The organism is Stenotrophomonas terrae, from assembly GCF_001431465.1.
In the GTDB taxonomy this organism is placed as follows: Bacteria; Pseudomonadota; Gammaproteobacteria; order Xanthomonadales; family Xanthomonadaceae; genus Stenotrophomonas; species Stenotrophomonas terrae.
In genome coordinates, this window is sequence record NZ_LDJJ01000069.1 from 1 (window position 1) to 17503 (window position 17503).

22 protein-coding genes are annotated in these 17503 nt (G+C 61.4%); 5 read left to right on the forward strand and 17 right to left on the reverse strand.

Features of this window, described 5'->3' with window-relative positions:
* Positions 1-110: 110 nt before the first annotated feature.
* Positions 111-839, forward strand: a complete 729-nt coding sequence (locus ABB27_RS17095) for an alpha/beta fold hydrolase (RefSeq protein WP_057630175.1) — start codon at positions 111-113, stop codon at positions 837-839.
* 27 nt (positions 840-866) lie between these two features.
* Here ABB27_RS17095 and ABB27_RS17100 read toward each other — a convergent pair whose 3' ends face one another.
* Positions 867-1754, reverse strand: coding sequence for an SDR family oxidoreductase (locus ABB27_RS17100; protein WP_057630177.1), 888 nt, complete (start codon positions 1752-1754; stop codon positions 867-869).
* A 118-nt stretch (positions 1755-1872) separates the two neighbouring features.
* Here ABB27_RS17100 and ABB27_RS17105 point away from each other — a divergent pair, with 118 nt between their 5' ends.
* On the forward strand, positions 1873-2787 hold the full coding sequence (locus tag ABB27_RS17105) for a LysR family transcriptional regulator (protein WP_057630179.1): 915 nt from the start codon (positions 1873-1875) through the stop codon (positions 2785-2787).
* Between the two features lie 77 nt (positions 2788-2864).
* On the opposite strand, the gene dkgB is transcribed toward ABB27_RS17105, so the two are convergent.
* Together dkgB and ABB27_RS17115 are read right to left on the reverse strand one after the other, a co-directional pair.
* The gene (dkgB, locus tag ABB27_RS17110; RefSeq protein ID WP_057630181.1) at positions 2865-3665 is read right to left on the reverse strand and encodes a 2,5-didehydrogluconate reductase DkgB; all 801 of its coding nucleotides are present in this window, start codon (positions 3663-3665) and stop codon (positions 2865-2867) included.
* A gap of 79 nt (positions 3666-3744) precedes the next feature.
* On the reverse strand, positions 3745-4959 hold the full coding sequence (locus tag ABB27_RS17115) for an MFS transporter (RefSeq protein ID WP_057630183.1): 1215 nt from the start codon (positions 4957-4959) through the stop codon (positions 3745-3747).
* 121 nt (positions 4960-5080) lie between these two features.
* Here ABB27_RS17115 and ABB27_RS17120 point away from each other — a divergent pair, with 121 nt between their 5' ends.
* Positions 5081-5986 carry a LysR family transcriptional regulator gene (locus ABB27_RS17120; protein WP_057630253.1) on the forward strand — a complete coding sequence of 302 codons (906 nt, stop codon included), beginning with the start codon at positions 5081-5083 and terminating at the stop codon, positions 5984-5986.
* A gap of 518 nt (positions 5987-6504) precedes the next feature.
* Here ABB27_RS17120 and ABB27_RS17125 read toward each other — a convergent pair.
* Together ABB27_RS17125 and ABB27_RS17130 are read right to left on the reverse strand one after the other, a co-directional pair.
* Positions 6505-6792, reverse strand: coding sequence for a hypothetical protein (locus tag ABB27_RS17125; protein ID WP_057630185.1), 288 nt, complete (start codon positions 6790-6792; stop codon positions 6505-6507).
* A gap of 78 nt (positions 6793-6870) precedes the next feature.
* Positions 6871-7827: an aldo/keto reductase gene (locus ABB27_RS17130; RefSeq protein WP_057630187.1), complete on the reverse strand. Its 957-nt coding sequence runs from the start codon at positions 7825-7827 to the stop codon at positions 6871-6873.
* Positions 7828-8009: 182 nt separating this feature from the next.
* Between ABB27_RS17130 and ABB27_RS17135 the strand changes: the two genes are divergently transcribed.
* Complete coding sequence (locus ABB27_RS17135) at positions 8010-8867, forward strand: class I SAM-dependent methyltransferase (RefSeq protein ID WP_057630189.1); 858 nt, start codon at positions 8010-8012, stop codon at positions 8865-8867.
* 106 nt (positions 8868-8973) lie between these two features.
* Complete coding sequence (locus tag ABB27_RS17140; RefSeq protein ID WP_057630191.1) at positions 8974-9513, forward strand: pseudouridine synthase; 540 nt, start codon at positions 8974-8976, stop codon at positions 9511-9513.
* A gap of 147 nt (positions 9514-9660) precedes the next feature.
* On the opposite strand, the gene ABB27_RS17145 is transcribed toward ABB27_RS17140, so the two are convergent.
* From ABB27_RS17145 to ABB27_RS17200, 12 genes are all read right to left on the reverse strand, one after another.
* Positions 9661-10401: a hypothetical protein gene (locus tag ABB27_RS17145; protein ID WP_057630193.1), complete on the reverse strand. Its 741-nt coding sequence runs from the start codon at positions 10399-10401 to the stop codon at positions 9661-9663.
* Between the two features lie 57 nt (positions 10402-10458).
* A complete protein-coding gene (locus ABB27_RS17150; RefSeq protein WP_057630195.1) occupies positions 10459-10809 on the reverse strand; it encodes a hypothetical protein in 351 nt (116 codons plus the stop codon).
* Positions 10810-10850: 41 nt separating this feature from the next.
* Positions 10851-11006: a hypothetical protein gene (locus ABB27_RS20000; protein WP_161809668.1), complete on the reverse strand. Its 156-nt coding sequence runs from the start codon at positions 11004-11006 to the stop codon at positions 10851-10853.
* 216 nt (positions 11007-11222) lie between these two features.
* Positions 11223-11603: a VOC family protein gene (locus ABB27_RS17160; RefSeq protein WP_057630198.1), complete on the reverse strand. Its 381-nt coding sequence runs from the start codon at positions 11601-11603 to the stop codon at positions 11223-11225.
* 89 nt (positions 11604-11692) lie between these two features.
* Positions 11693-12091 carry a hypothetical protein gene (locus ABB27_RS17165; RefSeq protein ID WP_057630200.1) on the reverse strand — a complete coding sequence of 133 codons (399 nt, stop codon included), beginning with the start codon at positions 12089-12091 and terminating at the stop codon, positions 11693-11695.
* A gap of 273 nt (positions 12092-12364) precedes the next feature.
* Positions 12365-12946 (reverse strand): dihydrofolate reductase family protein, encoded by a 582-nt coding sequence (locus ABB27_RS17170; protein WP_057630202.1) that lies wholly within the window; start codon positions 12944-12946, stop codon positions 12365-12367.
* 238 nt (positions 12947-13184) lie between these two features.
* On the reverse strand, positions 13185-13664 hold the full coding sequence (locus ABB27_RS17175; RefSeq protein ID WP_152984650.1) for a hypothetical protein: 480 nt from the start codon (positions 13662-13664) through the stop codon (positions 13185-13187).
* Positions 13665-13735: 71 nt separating this feature from the next.
* Positions 13736-14332 carry a hypothetical protein gene (locus tag ABB27_RS19810; protein ID WP_152984651.1) on the reverse strand — a complete coding sequence of 199 codons (597 nt, stop codon included), beginning with the start codon at positions 14330-14332 and terminating at the stop codon, positions 13736-13738.
* Positions 14310-14699, reverse strand: coding sequence for a hypothetical protein (locus ABB27_RS17180; protein WP_057630207.1), 390 nt, complete (start codon positions 14697-14699; stop codon positions 14310-14312). Before ABB27_RS17180 ends, ABB27_RS19810 begins: the two co-directional genes overlap by 23 nt.
* A gap of 206 nt (positions 14700-14905) precedes the next feature.
* On the reverse strand, positions 14906-15484 hold the full coding sequence (locus tag ABB27_RS17185; RefSeq protein WP_152984652.1) for a hypothetical protein: 579 nt from the start codon (positions 15482-15484) through the stop codon (positions 14906-14908).
* A gap of 474 nt (positions 15485-15958) precedes the next feature.
* Positions 15959-16765 (reverse strand): trypsin-like serine protease, encoded by an 807-nt coding sequence (locus ABB27_RS17195; RefSeq protein ID WP_057630213.1) that lies wholly within the window; start codon positions 16763-16765, stop codon positions 15959-15961.
* 82 nt (positions 16766-16847) lie between these two features.
* Positions 16848-17306, reverse strand: coding sequence for a hypothetical protein (locus tag ABB27_RS17200; RefSeq protein WP_152984653.1), 459 nt, complete (start codon positions 17304-17306; stop codon positions 16848-16850).
* Positions 17307-17503: the final 197 nt, after the last annotated feature.

Below are 17503 nucleotides of genomic sequence, written 5' to 3' on the forward strand. Positions count from 1 at the left end.
CGCTCCCTCCCTTTGCCGCAGGCAAGGGGAGGGCCGGGGAGGGGTGCCTTTGACTGTTGCAGTTGCTCTGGCCCTCACCCCAATCACACCCAAGGCGCGACAATAGCGCCATGCAAACGAACCAAGATCCAGCAGCCAGAACCCCGCTGCTACTGCTGCCCGGCTTGCTCAACGACGCCACCCTCTGGCAGGCCCAACTCGACGCGCTCGCCGACATCGCCGACTGTCAGGTCGGTGACCTCACCCAAAAAACCACCATGCGCGCCGTCGCCGAAGACGTACTGGAAAAGGCTCCGGCACAGTTCGCCCTGGCCGGTTTCTCCCTTGGCGGCTACGTCGCCCAGGAAATCCTGCGCATCGCGCCGCAGCGGGTGCTCAAGTTGGCGCTGCTGGATACCTCGTTCAAACCGGATTCGCCCGAGCGCGCCGCGCAGCGCTTGGCGCAGCAGAACAGCGTGCGCCTGCCCGGCACCTTTCATGGCTTTGGCGACAAGCTGATGCGCAGCTACATCGATGCATCGCGGCTGGATGATCACGTCCTTGTCGATACCGTGCGCAGCATGACCGCGCGCCTGGGCGCGGAAGTGTTCCTGCGCCAAAGCCAACTGCAGCGGGCGGATGGCAGCCAGGTCCTGCGCGATTGGCAGGGCCCGGCGCTGATCCTGTGCGGGCGCAATGATGCAATCACGCCCTTGCCGGTCAGCGAGCAGATGGCCGCGCTGATGCCGCAATCGAGCCTGGTGGTGATTGAGGATTGCGGCCATCTGGCGCCCTTGGAAAAGCCCGAACAAGTGAATGCAGCGCTGCGTGCGTGGTTGCTGCAGGGTATCGGCGACTAATCCCGACAAACGCCTGAGCTGCGCAGCTCAGTACGCAAACGCATCACGGTGCTTGCGGATGAAGTCCGCCCAGCGTACCGGCGCGCGACCGGTGATGGTGGGGAAGTTGTCGAAGGTGGCTTCAATGCCCGGTACCCGGCGTTCGGCGACCCGCTGGAAGTTGTCGCGCACGCAGTTCATATAGGCCATGTCGGCACCGGCCGCGCGCATATCCTCCAGGAACACATCCGGGCTCAGCGCCTCGTAGCGGAATGGCTGGCCAAGCAACGCCGTCATCAGCGCGGCAACTTCGCCGTAGGACTTGGCGTCGTAGCCCAAGCGGTAGGTCTGCCCTGCATGTCGCTGCGGCCACGCCAGCGCCTGTGCGGCGACAGCGGCGACATCATCACCATCGACCCAGCTGAAACGCGCATCGCCGGTGTACTGGCGGATCACGCCGTTGACCACTGCGCGGGTGCCGTCATAGCTCAGCAGGTTCTGCATGAAGGCTTCCGGCCTGAGGTGGGTGAAGGAGAAGCCGTGCCACTCGATGTAGCGTTCCACCAGCTGATGCCAGGCCCAATGCCCGATGCTGGCGTCATCGCCGCCGCAGGCACCCAGATGCACCACGTGCTGTACGCCGGCCTGCTTTGCCGCATCGAGGAAAACCTTGCTCTGGCGCAGCATGTCCACGCTGTAGCCGGTGACCAGGAATGCCCGATCAATGCCCTGCAGTGCAGGCAGCAGCGTGTCTTCTCGATCAAAATCGAGCATCACCGTGCGAATTCCCTGCGCCTGCAGTGCGGCGGCCTTCGCTGGCGAACGCACTGTCGCGACCGGCGTGACAGCATTTTCCAGCAGCAGATTTCTCAAGGTTTCTGCGCCGATCTGACCGGTGGCGCCGGTGACAAGGACGGTGGGACGTTGCTGGCTCATTGCTGCCTTGCTTGCTTGATCGAAGAGGGCGCCCAGCCTATCGTGGAGCCACATTCCGTTCCGCGATGGTTTTTACCGGTTTTGCGGAATCTGATTCTTTAATCGTGAAGCCTGCCGCATGCATCCCTCCGAACGCCTGAAAGGCCTCGATGTCTTCGTCTGTGTTGCCGACGCAGGCAGCTTTACCGCGGCTGCGGAACGCTTGCATCTCACCGCGTCGGCGGTCGGCAAGTCCATCGCACGCTTGGAAGATCGATTGGGCCGCACGCTGTTCCACCGTACGACGCGGCGCATGTCATTGACCGAGGCCGGCATCACCTTCTACCGGACCTGCACCGAGGTGCTGGCAAGCCTTGAGGAAGCCGAGGTGGCACTGTGCTCGGAGGATGCGGAGCCAAGTGGGCGCGTGCGTATCGATCTGCCTGCCGCGTTTGGGCGCTTGCAGGCCTTGCCGATCATTCTGGGTTTTGCCCAGGCCTATCCGTCGACGCGGCCGCAGGTGTCGTTCTCGGATCGCTTCATCGATCCGGTAGAAGACGGCGTGGACATCATCGTGCGCATCGGTGGCCCGGATGCCTGGCCTTCTTTGTTGGAGCACCGCCTGCTGGGCCACGAACGTCACGTGTTCTGCGCGTCCCCTGGCTATCTTGCGGCACATGGCGTGCCAGCAACGCGTGAGCAGCTGCAGGCGCATCGCTGCATTGCGTATGGACGCGCCGATGGTTCGGTCAGTCCGTGGCGATTTGCTGCTGCATCTGGCGACATCGAGCAGCAGATGATGCCGTCACCGCTGGTGGTGGGGGATGGCGAAGGGCAGGTCATCGCGGCGCTGATCGGCAGCGGCATTGTTCAGCTGCCTACCTGGCTGGTACGCAAGCATCTTGAAGATGGCGCGCTGGTGGAAGTGCTGCCGCATCTGGCCAGCGAAGGCCTGCCGCTTACCTTGGCCTGGATGAAAAGCCGGCGCGAGATGCCAACCGTCAGCTTGTTGCTTGAAACGCTGGCCCCCGGCTTGGCATCGCGTATCCGCTAGTAGTGCATTGACCGCACCGGCTCAAAGCGTGGCGGGCAGGTAGCACCGGCCCGCCACGGCATGCTCAGCGCGACGCCTCAATCCCAGGCAGGTGCGATCCCCGGATTGGCCACACGCTCGCCGCGATCAAGATCAGCAATCCGCGCCATGTCCTCATCATCCAGGCGCAGCTGAGTCGCCTGCAGGTTGCCGGCAAGATTCTCGCGCTTGGTCGATGACGGAATCACGGCATAGCCCTGCTGCAATGCCCAGGCCAGGGCGACCTGTGCGGCGCTGGCCTGGTGCTTGTCGGCGATGGCCTGTATCACCGGGTCCTTCAGCACCGCGCCATAGGCCAGGCTCATGAACGCGGTGACGTGGATGCCCTGCTCGCGCAGGTAGGCAATCAGCGCACGGTTCTGCAGATACGGATGTACTTCGATCTGATTGGTGGCGATGGCATCGGCACCGAGAATCTCGATGGCCTGGCGGGTGAGGTCGATGGTGAAGTTGGACACACCGATCGCCTTGGTCAGGCCCAATGCCTTGGCCTCGCGCAGCGCGCCGAGGTACTCGCGCATCGGCACCTCGTTGTTGGGCGAGGGCCAATGGATCAAGGCCAGGTCGACATGATCGGTGCGCAGCTTGGCAAGGCTTTCGCGCAGGCTGGCCAGCAGGTCGTCGTGATGGAAGTTGCTGATCCAGACCTTGGTGGTCAGGAACAGCTGCTCGCGCGGCACCTGGCCGCTGGCGATGGCTTCACCCAGGTCGGCCTCGTTCTCGTAGATCTGCGCGGTGTCGAAGGCGCGGTAGCCCAGCTCAAGTGCGTTGTGCACGGAGTCGGTCAACACCTGCCCTTTGAGGCGATAGGTACCCAGGCCGATGGCGGGAATGTTCATTCAAATCTCCAGAAGTGCGATGACAGGCTACGCCGCGTAGTGCGGACGAAAAGCCAGGATGGGGTAACAGCGTGTTGCGTCAGTGCATAGCCACGGCGATGCCGTCGGCGCGTACCGCGATGCCGTCGCGTCGATCCAGGCGGCCGCTCAGCACGGTCAGCGCCAGCGCCGCCAGCACCACCAGCGCGCCAATCCACGGCGTGTGCATCAGGCCGATATGGTCGACCACCAGCCCGCCGAGCCACGCACCCAGGGCGATGCCAATGTTGAACGCGGCGATGTTCAGGCCCGATGCCACATCGGTGGCCTGCGGCACGAAGCGCTGTGCCTGCTGGACCACGTACACCTGCAGCCCGGGCACATTGCCGAAGGCCACCGCGCCCAGCGCCAGCACGGTCAGCAGCACCAGCCAATGGTTGTAGGCGGTGAAGGTCAGCACCAGCAGCACCAGTGCCAGCAGGCCGAAGATCAAGGTCAATGCGGGGATCGGCCCACGACGGTCGGCCAGGCGCCCGCCCCACAGGTTGCCGATCGCCACCGAGACGCCATAGACCAGCAACACCGCGCTCACTGCATTGGCGGAGAAACCGCTGACATCCTGCAGGATCGAGGCGAGGAAGGTGAAGGACAGGAAGGTGCCGCCGTAGCCCAGCGCCGTCATCGCATAGACCAGCAACAGGCGCGGCTGCGCCAACACCGCGAACTGCTGGCCGAAGGTGGCCGCTGCACTGCGCGGCAGTTCGCGTGGCACGAACAGCAGGCTGCCGAGCAGGGCGATCACACCCAACGCCGCCACCGCCAGGAAGGTCGCCCGCCAACCCAGATGCTGGCCGATGAAGGTGCCCAGCGGCACACCGGTGACCAGCGCCACGGTAAGCCCGGTGAACATGATCGCGATAGCGCTGGCGGCCTTGTCCTTGGCAACCACCGAGGTGGCGATGATCGAGCCGATCGAGAAGAACACGCCGTGTGCCAGGCCGGTCAGCACCCGCGCCACGATCAGCGAGCCGTAGCCCGGTGCCATCCACGCAACCAGGTTGCCGATGGTGAACAGCAGCATCAGCGCCACCAGCAGCGCCTTGCGCGGCACCCGCCCGGTCAGGGCAGTCAGCACCGGTGCGCCGATGGCAACGCCCAGCGCATACAGTGAGACCAGCAGGCCGGCCGATGGCAGGCTGACGTGCAGATCGGCGGCAATGGTCGGGATCAGGCCGACGATGACGAACTCGGTGGTGCCGATGGCGAACGCACCCAGCGTTAGCGCCAGCAAGGCAAGGGGAATACCGCGGGACATGGCGATTCCTTGGAAAGGGCTGCGCAGTCTGACCGTGGAACTCTTGCCGAAAAATGCGTGTTCCCATGAATTACTATTGAATTAAAGTCAATAATTGACCGTCAACGTCCCGGACATCCCCATGAAGACAACGCTGGACGAGATGCAGGCATTCATTGCGGTGATCGACACCGGCTCGATCACTGCCGCCGCCGAACAACTGGGCCAGACCACCTCGGGCGTCAGCCGTGCCCTCGGCCGGCTGGAGCAGAAGCTGGGCACCACCTTGCTGACCCGCACCACGCGGCGGCTGCAGCTCACCGACGAGGGCGAGGCATTCCTCGTCCACGCCCGCGCCATCGTGGCTTCGGTGGATGCCGCCGAGGAGCAGATCGCCGCACGCCGCGGTACCCCGTCGGGGCGGCTGCGGGTGGATGCGGCGATGCCCTTCATGCTGCACGTGATCGCACCGCTGGTAGCCGGTTTCCGTGGGCGCTACCCGCAGGTGGAGCTGGAGCTCAACAGCAACGAGCGTTACATCGACCTGCTGGAACGGCGCACCGATGTGGCGATCCGGATCGGCCCACTGGCCGATTCCACCTTGCATGCCAGGCCCTTGGGGCATAGCCGCCTGCGCATCCTGGCCAGCCCGGCCTACCTGCGCCAGCACGGCACACCGACGCGGGTTGCCGACCTGCAGGCGCACACGCTGTTGGGCTTCAACGAACCGGACTCGCTGAACCACTGGCCCTTGCCCGGCGAAGAAGGCGCGCCGCTGCACGTACGCCCCAGCCTGGCCGCATCGAGTGGCGAGATCCTGCATCGGCTGGCATTGGAAGGCGTAGGCATCGTCTGCCTGTCCGATTTCCTGACCGAAGCAGCCCGCGCGCGCGGCGAGCTGGTACAGCTGCTGCCGGCACAGACCCAGGACACCCGCCAACCCATCCACGCCGTGTACTACCGCAACACCGCGGTATCAGCGCGGATCAGCTCATTCCTAGATTACCTGGCCGAAGCAATGGCCCAGCCGGTTGTGGGAGCGGCGTAAGCCGCGAAGCCACAGATGTTGAAGCCCTAGCGGCATGCAATAGCGGACACCTGGAGCATCAGGTACCTGAAGCAGTAGAGCCAAGAAGCAGCAGATTCCTGAAGCAGCAGACCCATGAAGCAGCAGACTTCGCCCTTATAGCCCCTCTCCCTTCACGGGAGAGGGGTTGGGGAGAGGGTGCGGCACGAGCGGCGCAGGCCGCGAACCCAGTGATGCCTGAAACCCCCGAGCTTCGCGGCCAACGCCGCTCCCACAAAAGCAGTGCACGCACGATCAGCCCTTCCCTTTGGCCGCAGGCCAAGGGGAGGGGTTGGCGGTTGGGCGTTCTGAAGCTGCACCAGCTTCGCGGCTCACGCCGCTCCTACAAAAAGGCAGTGCATGCACGATCAGCCCCCCCCCTTTGGCCGCAGGCCAAGGGGAGGGTTGGGGAGGGGTTGGCTCTTCAAGCTTCGGACGTTGTAGTGGCTTCGCGGCTTACGCCGCTCCTACAACAAGCCAATCAACAAACCCCGAACCCGCTAATGCTGCTCTGCGTGGTGCCAGGCATGCCGAACCAGCCAGCGTGCTTCATCCCAGGAAACGGCCAACGCCGGGCTATGCCGGTGATAGCTGTCCTGCAGCACTTTGTAGAGCTGTTCTTCGTTGGCACGTGGGTAGGCCTGATACACGTCGTAACCCATTTCCAGCAGGCGTTGGTAATGGTCGAAGTCGTGTTGGCCAAGATGGCCGATGGCGTGCACGCCACGCCAGTAGGTCAGTTCGGCGTCGCGATCCAGGTTGCGCTGGGCTGCGGATGTGGTCTGCATGGGTAGGACTCCATTCGCGGTCTACCCCCTGTCCAGCCGATCCTACGGCGCGGGCAGGGGGTGCGCAACTGGCCCTATTCAGTTATCGGCGCTGGCTGCGTCCAGCTGCGCGATCTGTGCCGGGCTCAAGCCAAGCTGTGCCGCTGCCAGCACTTCGTGCAGCTGCTGCACGCTGGTGGCACTGACGATGGGGGCGGTGATGCCCGGGCGCGCGATCAGCCACGCCAGCGCCACCTGCGCAGGTGTGGCCTTGTGGCTGGCAGCCACATCGTCCAACGCCTGCAGAATGCGCAGGCCGCGCGGATTGAGATAGCGATCAGCGACTTTCGCGCCGCGCGCTGCACTCTTGCCCACGTCTTCTGCGCTGCGGTATTTACCGCTGAGAAAACCGCTGGCCAGCGAGTAATAGCTGATCACGCCGATGCCGTGTTCGCGCGCCAGCGGTTCCAGCTCGGCCTCGTAGCCGCTGCGGTCGTAGAGGTTGTATTCCGGCTGCAGGGTTTCGTAGCGCGGCAGGTGATAGTCGGCGCTGACCTTCAGCGCATCGCGCAGGCGCTCGGCGCTGTAGTTGGATGCACCAATCGCGCGTACCTTGCCCGCTTCGATCAACCGCGCGAACGCACCCAATGTTTCTTCCAGCGGCACCGAGTCGTCGTCTTCATGGGCCTGGTACAGATCAATCACATCGGTCTGCAGGCGGCGCAGGGAATCTTCTACCGCGTCATTGATGTTGTCGGCCGACAGGCCCGGATGCTCGGCCCACTTGGCCACCTTGGTGGCGACAACCACCTGGTCGCGTTTGCCGCTGCGCTGCAGCCAGCGGCCGATGATGGTCTCCGATTCACCGCCGCGGTTGCCCGGCACCCAGGCCGGATAGACATCGGCGGTGTCGATCAGGTTGAAGCCGGCATCGACAAAGGCATCAAGCAGGCCAAAGGATGTCTTCTCATCGGCGCTCCAGCCGAAAACGTTGCCCCCAAAAGCGATGGGATTGACGTGTAGGCCCGAGCGACCAAGTTCGCGTGACTGGGGCATGTCTTGCTCCTTTGTTGTTCAGCTCAACAGCATAGACGGCATGCGTTCCAATTCCGTGGCAGCGTGGTGAAAACAGCGTTCCGCATGCCGTTTCCGTGCTAACGGGATGTGAACATTTGCATGCTGCATTGCACTTGCAATCGCATGCTAGGCTCGCCGCTTCAATCGCCGGAGAGTTCCGCATGAAGAAGCCTGCCCCGCTGCTGTGTGCCTGTCTGCTGGCGCTTGCCAGTGCCCTTCCTGCCAGCAGCGTGCTGGCCCATGGCGCCGCTGCCGGCAGCGCCGACGCAGCGGTATCACCGCAGTTGCAGGCAGCCGTTGCCGGCAGCTGGCGTACGCCGGCCAATGTGCTGCGCGATGAATACCGCCATCCGGCGCAGACGCTGGCCTTCTTCGGCCTGCAGCCGAAGCAGACGGTCATCGAAATCACCCCCGGCGGCGGCTGGTACGCTGAAATCCTGGCGCCCTACCTGCGCGATGGCGGCAAGTATGTTGCCGCCGTGGTCGACCCGGCCGCGCTGCCGGCCGGCGGTGGCCGTGACTACCAGCAGCGTTCGCGCGATGGCCTGGCCAAGAAGTTCGCCGATGCTCCGGCGCAGTTCGACCGGGCAGCCGAGGTGGCCTACAACCCGGCGTCACCGGTGCTGGGTGCACCGGGCTCGGCGGATCTGGTGCTGACCTTCCGTAATGTCCATAACTGGCGTTCGTCTGGCCAGGCCGAGGGCATGTTCAAGGCCTTCTTTGACGTGCTCAAGTCCGGCGGCACGCTGGGTGTGGTGGAACACCGCGCCAAGAGCGACGTGCCGGCCGATGACAAGAGCGGCTATGTGGGCCAGGCGCAGGTGATTGCCATGGCCGAAGCGGCCGGCTTCAAGCTTGATGGCAGCAGCGAGGTGAATGCCAATCCGCGCGACACCAAGGATCATCCCAACGGCGTGTGGACCTTGCCGCCGTCCAACAACCACGACAAGGCCGATGCTGCCAAGTACAAGGCCATCGGTGAAAGCGACCGGATGACGCTGCGCTTCGTGAAGCCCTGAGCGAGCGGCGCTTGAGGGCAGGGGAGTGAGACAATAGCGGGCCGTCGTGGATGTCACGCGGCCCGCCTGCGGCGCACCCCGACCCCCCCTCCAGCAGCTGTTGCACATGCTTATCGCCTTCAACAAACCCTTCAACGTGCTGTGCCAGTTCACCGACCGCAGCCAGCCGCCGCGTGCCACCCTGGCCGGTTTCGGCCTGCCTGCCAATGTGTATGCGGCGGGCCGCCTGGATTACGACAGCGAAGGTTTGTTGCTGCTCACCGATGACGGAACTCTCGCCCATCGCTTGACCGACCCGCGCCACAAGCAAGCCAAGACTTATTGGGTGCAGGTGGAGGGCGTGCCCAGCGAGGACAAGCTGCAGGCCCTGCGTGATGGTGTGCAGCTCAATGACGGGCCAACCCTGCCTGCCCGCGTTGAACTGCTGCCGGCCGCGCCGAAGCTCTGGGAGCGCACGCCGCCGGTACGCTTCCGCAAAACGGTGCCGGACAGCTGGCTGGCTATTACCTTGCGCGAAGGCCGCAACCGCCAGGTGCGGCGCATGACCGCTGCCGTGGGTTTGCCTACCTTGCGACTGGTGCGGGCGGTGATGGGGCCGTATGCACTGGACGACCTTCAGCCGGGGCAGTGGCGCCAGCTGGATTGAACAGGCGCGTTGGTTTGCCGTGGCAGGCCTGCGCCGGATAGCGTGGCCGCCGCGAAGACCGGCCGACCTGACACCAACCTGCAAGTTGTTGATCGTCAGGGGCGGCGGCACTCCCACATCCTTGTCGAGAGCGCTGCCGCATGAAGGCTATTTGCCGAGCAGGCGGGAAATTCTGCCGGGGCGTTTCACCGGCAAGCTGTCCTGGTTTTCGTGCAGGGCCTGGCCCAGCTGCTGCGCGGCGGCCTGCGCATAAAGCAGGGCACCGTCGGGATGGCAGTTGTACAGATTGGACAGGCTGCGGCTTTCGTTGAGATTGAACGGGCTGGGTTCCACCACCTCCGAAGCCTCGATCAGGCCCAGTCCGGCGCTGATGGCCGCATCCAGTGCCTGCCAGAAAACCTGCAGCCGGCCATGCGAGAACACATCGTCCAACTGCGCACGAACCCGTGGATCGCTGTGGTAATCACTGCGCAGGCGCTTCAGGCTTTGATGCGGCAGATAGACCCCGCCACAATAATTCTGGGTCAAGTGGTTGTCGAAATGCAGGTGCTGCAGACGCTCGGGAACCAGTGATTTCCAGTCGCCGGCGTAGCTGGCCATCAGTGCGTCCTTCAACAGGAACGAGAAACCGCCGCCGCGGATGTAGTGATGCTGGCGCAGAAATCCAGAGATGATCGCCGCGTAATAGGCATGGCCACGAGCGAAGGAAACGCCTTCATCGATCTTGCGTGCTTCATCGAAGCGCAGGCGAAGTTGCTCGGCGTAGAAGGCATCAATAGCAAAGCGCGGCAGCAGCGTCTTGTAGAAGAGCGGATCTTCAATGCCGGCAAAGTAGATGGAGCGAATCTCGTCTTCTGAAATGGGGTGATAGCTGATGTCCCAGCCCATGACTACATCCTTGTTGTTCGTTGATTCTTATGCGCTGCCGGCAATGCGCCGCGGCAACTACCAGATATCGATGGTGGTGGAAAATCCTGCCGGGTCCTGCGCATGGATTGCAATCTCCGCAGGGACAAAGCTGCTGCCGCGAAAGACCGGTATGGCTTCATAGCGACTCAGTTTGCCGGCCCGCATCATCGGCAATACGGTGACCAGGTCGATCCTGCGCTTCTGTTCCGCTACCCATAGGGGCACAAATATTTTGTTCTGCGTCTCGTTGCTGCCACCCAGTTCTTCAGGGACCAGGTGCAGAACGGTCAGCTCGTGTCGCAGTACTGCTGCTTCGCATTTCTTTCGTGTATCGAAATGGCAGAAGTCGGCGCAGCCGGTTTTCCGGGAGCGGCGCCCGTCGTGCATGAAGCTCTCCTATGGCCTGCCAGGCTGGAACGAAACAGGGATCAATACAGCGCTGTCGCGCGCTGAAATATCTGCCAATCGCTGGCCGACGCAAGCGCATCGCGATGGACGCCGTTGTGTTTTGGAGCCGAGAGGATACGAGAGTTTTTCCAGATCGCCTTGTTATCGCTGGGCATGAGGCGGCGCAGCTGCGGCATGTAAGCAGAGCGCAGCTGATTGCGCGCGACATGCCGCGCTTGTGCGTCGTTGTGCAGAACTAATGCAGCTGCATTTTGCTGGCAGCTTGCAGGTTGGGATCGCAGCTACTGCGGCGGTGTCCGGAAACGCGGTGCGCCCGAGGCAACGGCGAGAGTGGATATGGTGCATCCGATGGTTACGCCTGCGCCGTGATCAGCAACAGGCGTGGGCGCAGGCTACTGCCCTGCAGGCGGCTCCCAGAGCTCGATCTTGTTGCCTTCCGGGTCCATCACCCAGCCGAACTTTCCTTGCTCGGAGCTCTGCGGCTCACCCACTACATCACAGCCTTCGCTACGCAGCGCTGCGAGCAGTGTATCCAGATCATCGACGCGGAAATTGATCATGAACGGCGCATGCGAGGGCGCCATGTAGTCAGTGTCGGCGGCAAACGGACTCCAGATCGTCGCACCCGCCGGGCTGTCGGCGCCGCCCCATTGAAACACCGCGCCACCCCAGTCACTGACATCCAGGCCAAGGTGCTCGCGATACCAGGCGGACAAGGCCTTGGGATCGTTCGACTTGAAGAAGATGCCGCCAATGCCGGTTACGCGCTTCATGCTGAATCTCCTGGGCTCAATGGTTGTGGCGGAGTTGCGAGCTCGAGCGTGGCAGCACCAGCGCCGCTGGCTGCGCATGAATCCGAATGTCAGCAAGCGCCGCCGCGGCCACCGAGACGACTGATCGTGAACGCAATGTACTCTCCTATCAGCCCGGCGTCGTTCGAATGCACAGGGTCTTCAACCAGCATCACGCCGCAGTCAACGACGACAGGTTGGACCTGTGTGACCTGACCGTAGGCGCGGTAGCGCCAGCCGCCCAGTGGCTCCAGCCCGCTCTTCCGCTCGGGGTTGCCGCGAAACATGGATTCCCATGGCTCGTCATCGTCCAGCAGGGTGGTCAGCTCGATATTGAGCTGCTGACCAACTTCCGGCGGCGGATCATCGGCAGTAGAAAACTCATCCATGATGCAGAACAACTGCTCTTCAATGCAGATGATGGCTTCAAGGTAGGGGCCATCGGTGGAAAGTATGTGAGCGCGGGTCATGTGTGATCGGATTGCTTGGCTGGATGGCGTTGCCAATGTACTGGTTCGATGGAATGTGCGGCGCAGTGATGAGGTTCAGCTCCGCCACATCAACGGATCGAGAAGCCAGCAGCAGGAACCATGTAACTCCTGCGTGCATCTGGCCCGGATTGCTGGCTTCGCGTGATCAATGTGCAGCTTAGAAATTGTCCAACATCAAACGGTGACGTCGATTTCAGGCTTGGCGACATCTGCGGCAATCCACAACTTCCTGGGCGATATCGCAGTTCAACATCACCGCCGGCCGTGGTGTACGTCCGCCTGGCTTGGCCGGTAGCAGAGTTGCACGATGCCCCCGGCAAAGGTCCGGGTACCGATGAGCTCCAAAGGAATGGATCCCAACGCATCGAAAATCCGGGGCCCGGCTGACCAGAGGTAGGGGCTTACCGTGAACCAGAACTCGTCGATGAGTTTATGCGTTGCGAGGTCGCGGGCCAGCTCACCAGCGCCGGAGACAATGAGGTTGCCCTCATGCTGCGCCTTGAGGCGTGAGATGCTGTCCGTCAGATCGCCTTCAAGCAGTGTGGCGTTCCAGCTCAGCGGGCCGCTCAGTGATCGCGACGCAACGTACTTTGGCATGCTGTTCATCCGCCGCGCATACGCTTCGTATCCCGGGACGGCCGCAAGCTGAGGCCAGGCAGCGGCCAAGCCTTCATAGGTCTTGCGCCCCAATACCATCGCATCGGCGGCTTGCCACATCTCCAGCGAGGCCTGCTGACTGTCGGGATCCAGCACGAGCCAGCCGGCGGGCGCAGGCGCCGGTGCCTCGAAAGCGCCGTTGACGGTAATGGCAACGTTGAGGATGAGTTTTCCCATCGGCACTTCTCCGGTTGAAATCACGGGGGACTTCGGCTTCGGAAGGACTATAGCTGGCGACGAATACGGAGCGAGCCGCCGCAGCGAGCGTGATCACGGCTCATCGCTGAGTCAAGCCAAGCGGTGGCGGGCATTGGCTTTGTTGAACCATCAGCCTGCAGTCTGGAACCAATGGGAGTGAATAAGCTCAAGGAGCGCAGGATCCATGGGCAGCCCTGGGTGAGCCGACGGGCAGCGACTATCGGCTGAGGTTGGGTTGCTTGTTGGGCGACCGAGCATTCGATTGAAGCGCCAGGCTTAGCGTGATGACATAAGTTGCAAACAGGTATGCGGGCAGGGCCATCAGTGCAAAAGGAATAACACCGATCAGTGGATTAAGTCTGGATAGAACCCATACGAATGACCAGGCCAGGCCCATGCTTAGGAAGTAGACAACGCCGATCCAGGAGAGAACAAGCAGTACGCGTGCGCCCCATCTGTAACGAAGCCCTGTTGCAATACCGGCTACGACTCCGGTGCCGGTTGTTAGAAAGGCGAAAGTGATATGTGCAATATCGAGTGTTTTTGAGACTCCCCCAATCTTCAGCAACGCCACAATCACGATCAGCGCAGTGATCAGCCAAAGCCAGCCAACGATGCTGGCACCGATACCAAGTTCATGTTTTTCTTTCATATTGGCTTGAAGTGCTAATTTGAGGTGGGCAGCTACGGTGCCCATGGTCGATGAAGTTGCTGCAGCAACCCGACGGCCGGATTGCACTGTTGTGCAACAGGTCTGGCGTGAATGAACTAATCACTGGCATCCGAAACAAGCGGCTGAACCCGACCAGTGTTTGCCGCAAACGCGACCGTTCTGCCATCGGCCAACGTAACGACAAGTTGGTTTTCCTGGTTGATCCCCGGAATATGCGCCCATGAAAGATGGGAGACCGTAAGGCGCATCTGCGACTTGTGCGTGTACAAGTCGCCAAGCGTGACAGTGCGCACCAGTGATCCCTTGTTGTAGAAGAACAGGACTGGCTCTTCAAGCGTAACTCCCCGTGGAACTAGGTTCATTCCGGCGTAGCCGACAACCAGGGATTGACCATCATCCGATACGAACAGCCAGCGATGCCAGCCGGGTATGGTCCAAGGCTGTTGCTGGGAGGCGCGTGGCGAAACCACGGTGAGGCTTGTTGCTGGGTCCGATGTTGCGCATACCGTGCCGGCTGGCGAACAGGTAGTGAACTTCTTGGGCGGACGAAGCGGCGCATCCGCAAACGCCGGGATTGCTGAGAGCGCAAGGCATAGTGCGAGCAATATTTTCATGGCAGCCGTGACGGTTTGGGCCGGGCCGCAAAGCGGTGCCGGCTTGGATGAGTGCTCAGGTTTTTTGCTCAGTGACATAAATTGCCGCTTTCTCACCAAACTCCAACTCCATAGCTTGCCGTACCAGGCCTGGGATGGCGTACCAGGATTTCTCTGAAAACATATCGAGGCCAAGCGGGCCAATCTCCTGATGCAGCCAAAGGGTCTCTGCTCGACTCATCCTGATTTTCTCGTCCACCAACAGGGCGCGTCTGTGCTTTTTCATGAGTAGCCGCAGGTGCTTGGCCGTCGAGATCCCGAACCTGCTGAGCTCGGAGGGCAACTCATCGAGGGTGGCTTGGCTGTAATCATTGCGGCTGCGGACCAGTGGCCTGACCACCTTGAGAATGGACCTGCTGTCCAAGGGTGCCGAGTCAAGCAATTCGCGTGCGCTTTGATGTCTCATCTACCCGTTCCACTCTGCAATTGAGCCAGCCCGTATCGCGAGGTCGGCCTGGTGTGACTTGTAAAGGCTGGATAGCCGACGGATTGGGTTGCCAAGCTCTATCGGGCTGCTTCAACTCAAATGCCTGAGAAGAAGCACTGCATTACAGGAAGCTATCGCCCGCAAGAGCAGCATAGAGAGACAACAGCAGATAGGCTGGCCACACCTCACCAGAACCGGTACCACGGCTTTGAAGCGCTTGGATTGCGGTTAGGAATGCGCGGTGGAACCGACTTGCTTCCTTCAACGAAGCCAAAGGCCGCAACATTGAAGCCGGTTTCGCCACCAATGGATGCAACACATTCCTTGACGATGAAACCCGTAGCCAACGCGGCGGCCTCTGCGGCTTGCCGCAACGACAGAGAGTGCCGTTCGGCAATCTGCAATGCGTCCTCCTGTAGCAGTGCGAGCGATTGCTCCGTACTGAGATTTGGTTCTGCGCCCCGATGCTCAGCGGTTCCGTCCAGCTTGGTCTGATCAAGCTCAACTTTTCCAGCTGCCAGGAACGCGGCAAGCAGATTGACCAAAGCCGGACCCTGTTCGTTTGCCTCGTTGGAGAGCAAGACGGCACCTGGCTCTTGCGAATCAAGATCAAAGCCAAACGACCGCAGGAGCAAGCTCCCCGAAAGTCGGGCCGACGTGGCGATTGCGGTTTCCGGGTGGATGGCGCGGCCAGCACCCAATCGGCCTGCAATCAAATCAACGAAGTCTCCGGCGGCTCTATTCTGCTGTTCTGTAATCTGCAAAGCACACTCCTTGGCAATAAAACTCCGGTATCAAGTCGACCCGCGAGGAGGCGCCGGCCTTCGTCCATCTGGCATCATGCGATGGGCGGACGACACCAGCTCCAGCTCTGATTGATAGACATCTGCCAGCCAGCGTACAACGCCCTCCGGACTGACGCACTCAACCATGAAGACAGGCTCCTGCCCCGTCGGCACGGGGTAAGCATCGACGATTGCGGCAAGGTCTCCGATGCGTGGCGTCGAGGCATCCCCGAAAGCAGGATCAACGCGATCCTCCGGCAGCTGGGCAGTGACCCGTACCATGTCGAGCTCTTGAAGTTTCATTGAGGAGCCTGGCCACGGAATCGGAACGTATAGCAAAGAGGTTTTGGCTCGAAAGGGACACTGGACGCCTTGGTCGAACCGATCATGATTTTCCAGCCTCGTCTTTTGGCGCAGCAAAGCGACCTCGGCATGAGCGGACTTTGCGCTTGCTCACGGTTGCGCAGAAATAACGCCTTCAATCCAATCTTCATAATGACTCAGGCGAACATTGCAACTGACTTGGCCATAGCGTCCGGGAGTTCGGTTGGTGCTCTGAGGGTCCGACCAGGACGTCAGTCCCGCCAATAGCCAATCGTCCTTCACCTGGACAAGGACGGGGCCACCACTGTCTCCACTTCCTGTTCCGCCCTCCAGCGGCAGCGCATCCGGCGGCGCGTCGAAGACGTAGCAGAGCCAACGACCATCGGCACTGGTGACCTTGTTGTACGCGCGGCGAAGCTCCGTGCGGTGAGGGTCGCTGAATTCGTAGCCGGTAACGCCATTACCGGTAGCGCCTTTTCCAATGACCTTGATTATTTGCCCGAACTCGTCATCGCTTTTGTTGATCGAGACGGGAGCAACATCGGTTACCGGCTGCTTCAATCTGACAAGTGCGATGTCGTCCGAGCCAGCGAGCAGCACCCTGAACAGCGTCCAATCCCAGGTGGCCAGCGCCTGCTCAAGCAGTGCCTGTAGCGGCTTTTTGTATCCCTGGTGTACTACGAGACGATCAACCTCCCTTGGTATCCCGTTGATGGTCACCTGCAGGATTTCAGGTTGCCACGTGATCGCATGCGCTGCGGTAACAACCCACTGCGGCGCAATCAATACGCCATGCCCTTCGCCCGGCATGTCAACGAGAGCAGGAAATTCAGACGCTGGGACTCTATATTTCGAATCGTCAATGTCACCTCGAATGATGATGGCACTTGCACTGAAGGGAAAAGCAAACAGTGCGAGCAACAAGAGTCTTGGCATATGCAGAACCTTTGGCGATGTCTAAAGAGGCTGATGCCTGAATCGAGCCAAGCCGCGTGGCGGCATTGGCTTCAATGAGCTGTCAGCGGCCACCCTTGGAAAGCTGCACCGACCCGTAAGACCCAAAATCATGAACAGCAAGCGTTGTCGGTACAGGGTATGCCCACCCACCAGCTTTCCACCACGCCTCTGCTAGCCAGCGCGAGAGTAGCGAAACGGTAAGCCGAAGGCCGGGAAACTCATCAGACCCCACAAAGTATCGCTCATCTATGTCTGCGAGATCATTGAGGTCAAGCGCAAGCTCAAGTGATCTTCCGGGGAAGAGACTTGGGTCCATGTGATCGACCTTGTTGTTCTTGCCGAGCCAGTACGCCCATACATCTGGTGCCCCACCGTACTCGTCCGGGAATATTTCGAGGTTTACCTCATCCACACCGGGGTCAACGGGTAAGGCCAGTAGATCCTGGAAAGTGCGGACAGCGTGATCTGACAGGCGATCCAGTTTGCGCTGATACATCGAGGCGAACTGATCTTTGTTCAATCCGTATGGAACCATCTGCGGCACCTAGCTCCGGAACTCAACCGCCCCGCGAAGCGGCATCGGCCCGAATGAATTGTTAGGCTTCATTGGAATGGAGCCTGCGTAAAAGACTCTCAAACAGCAGCCAGCCGCAGACCGGAAGTGACAGCAAGAGTACAAGTGGGGCCCAGAAAATTGAAATGCCCAGCCATCCTTGG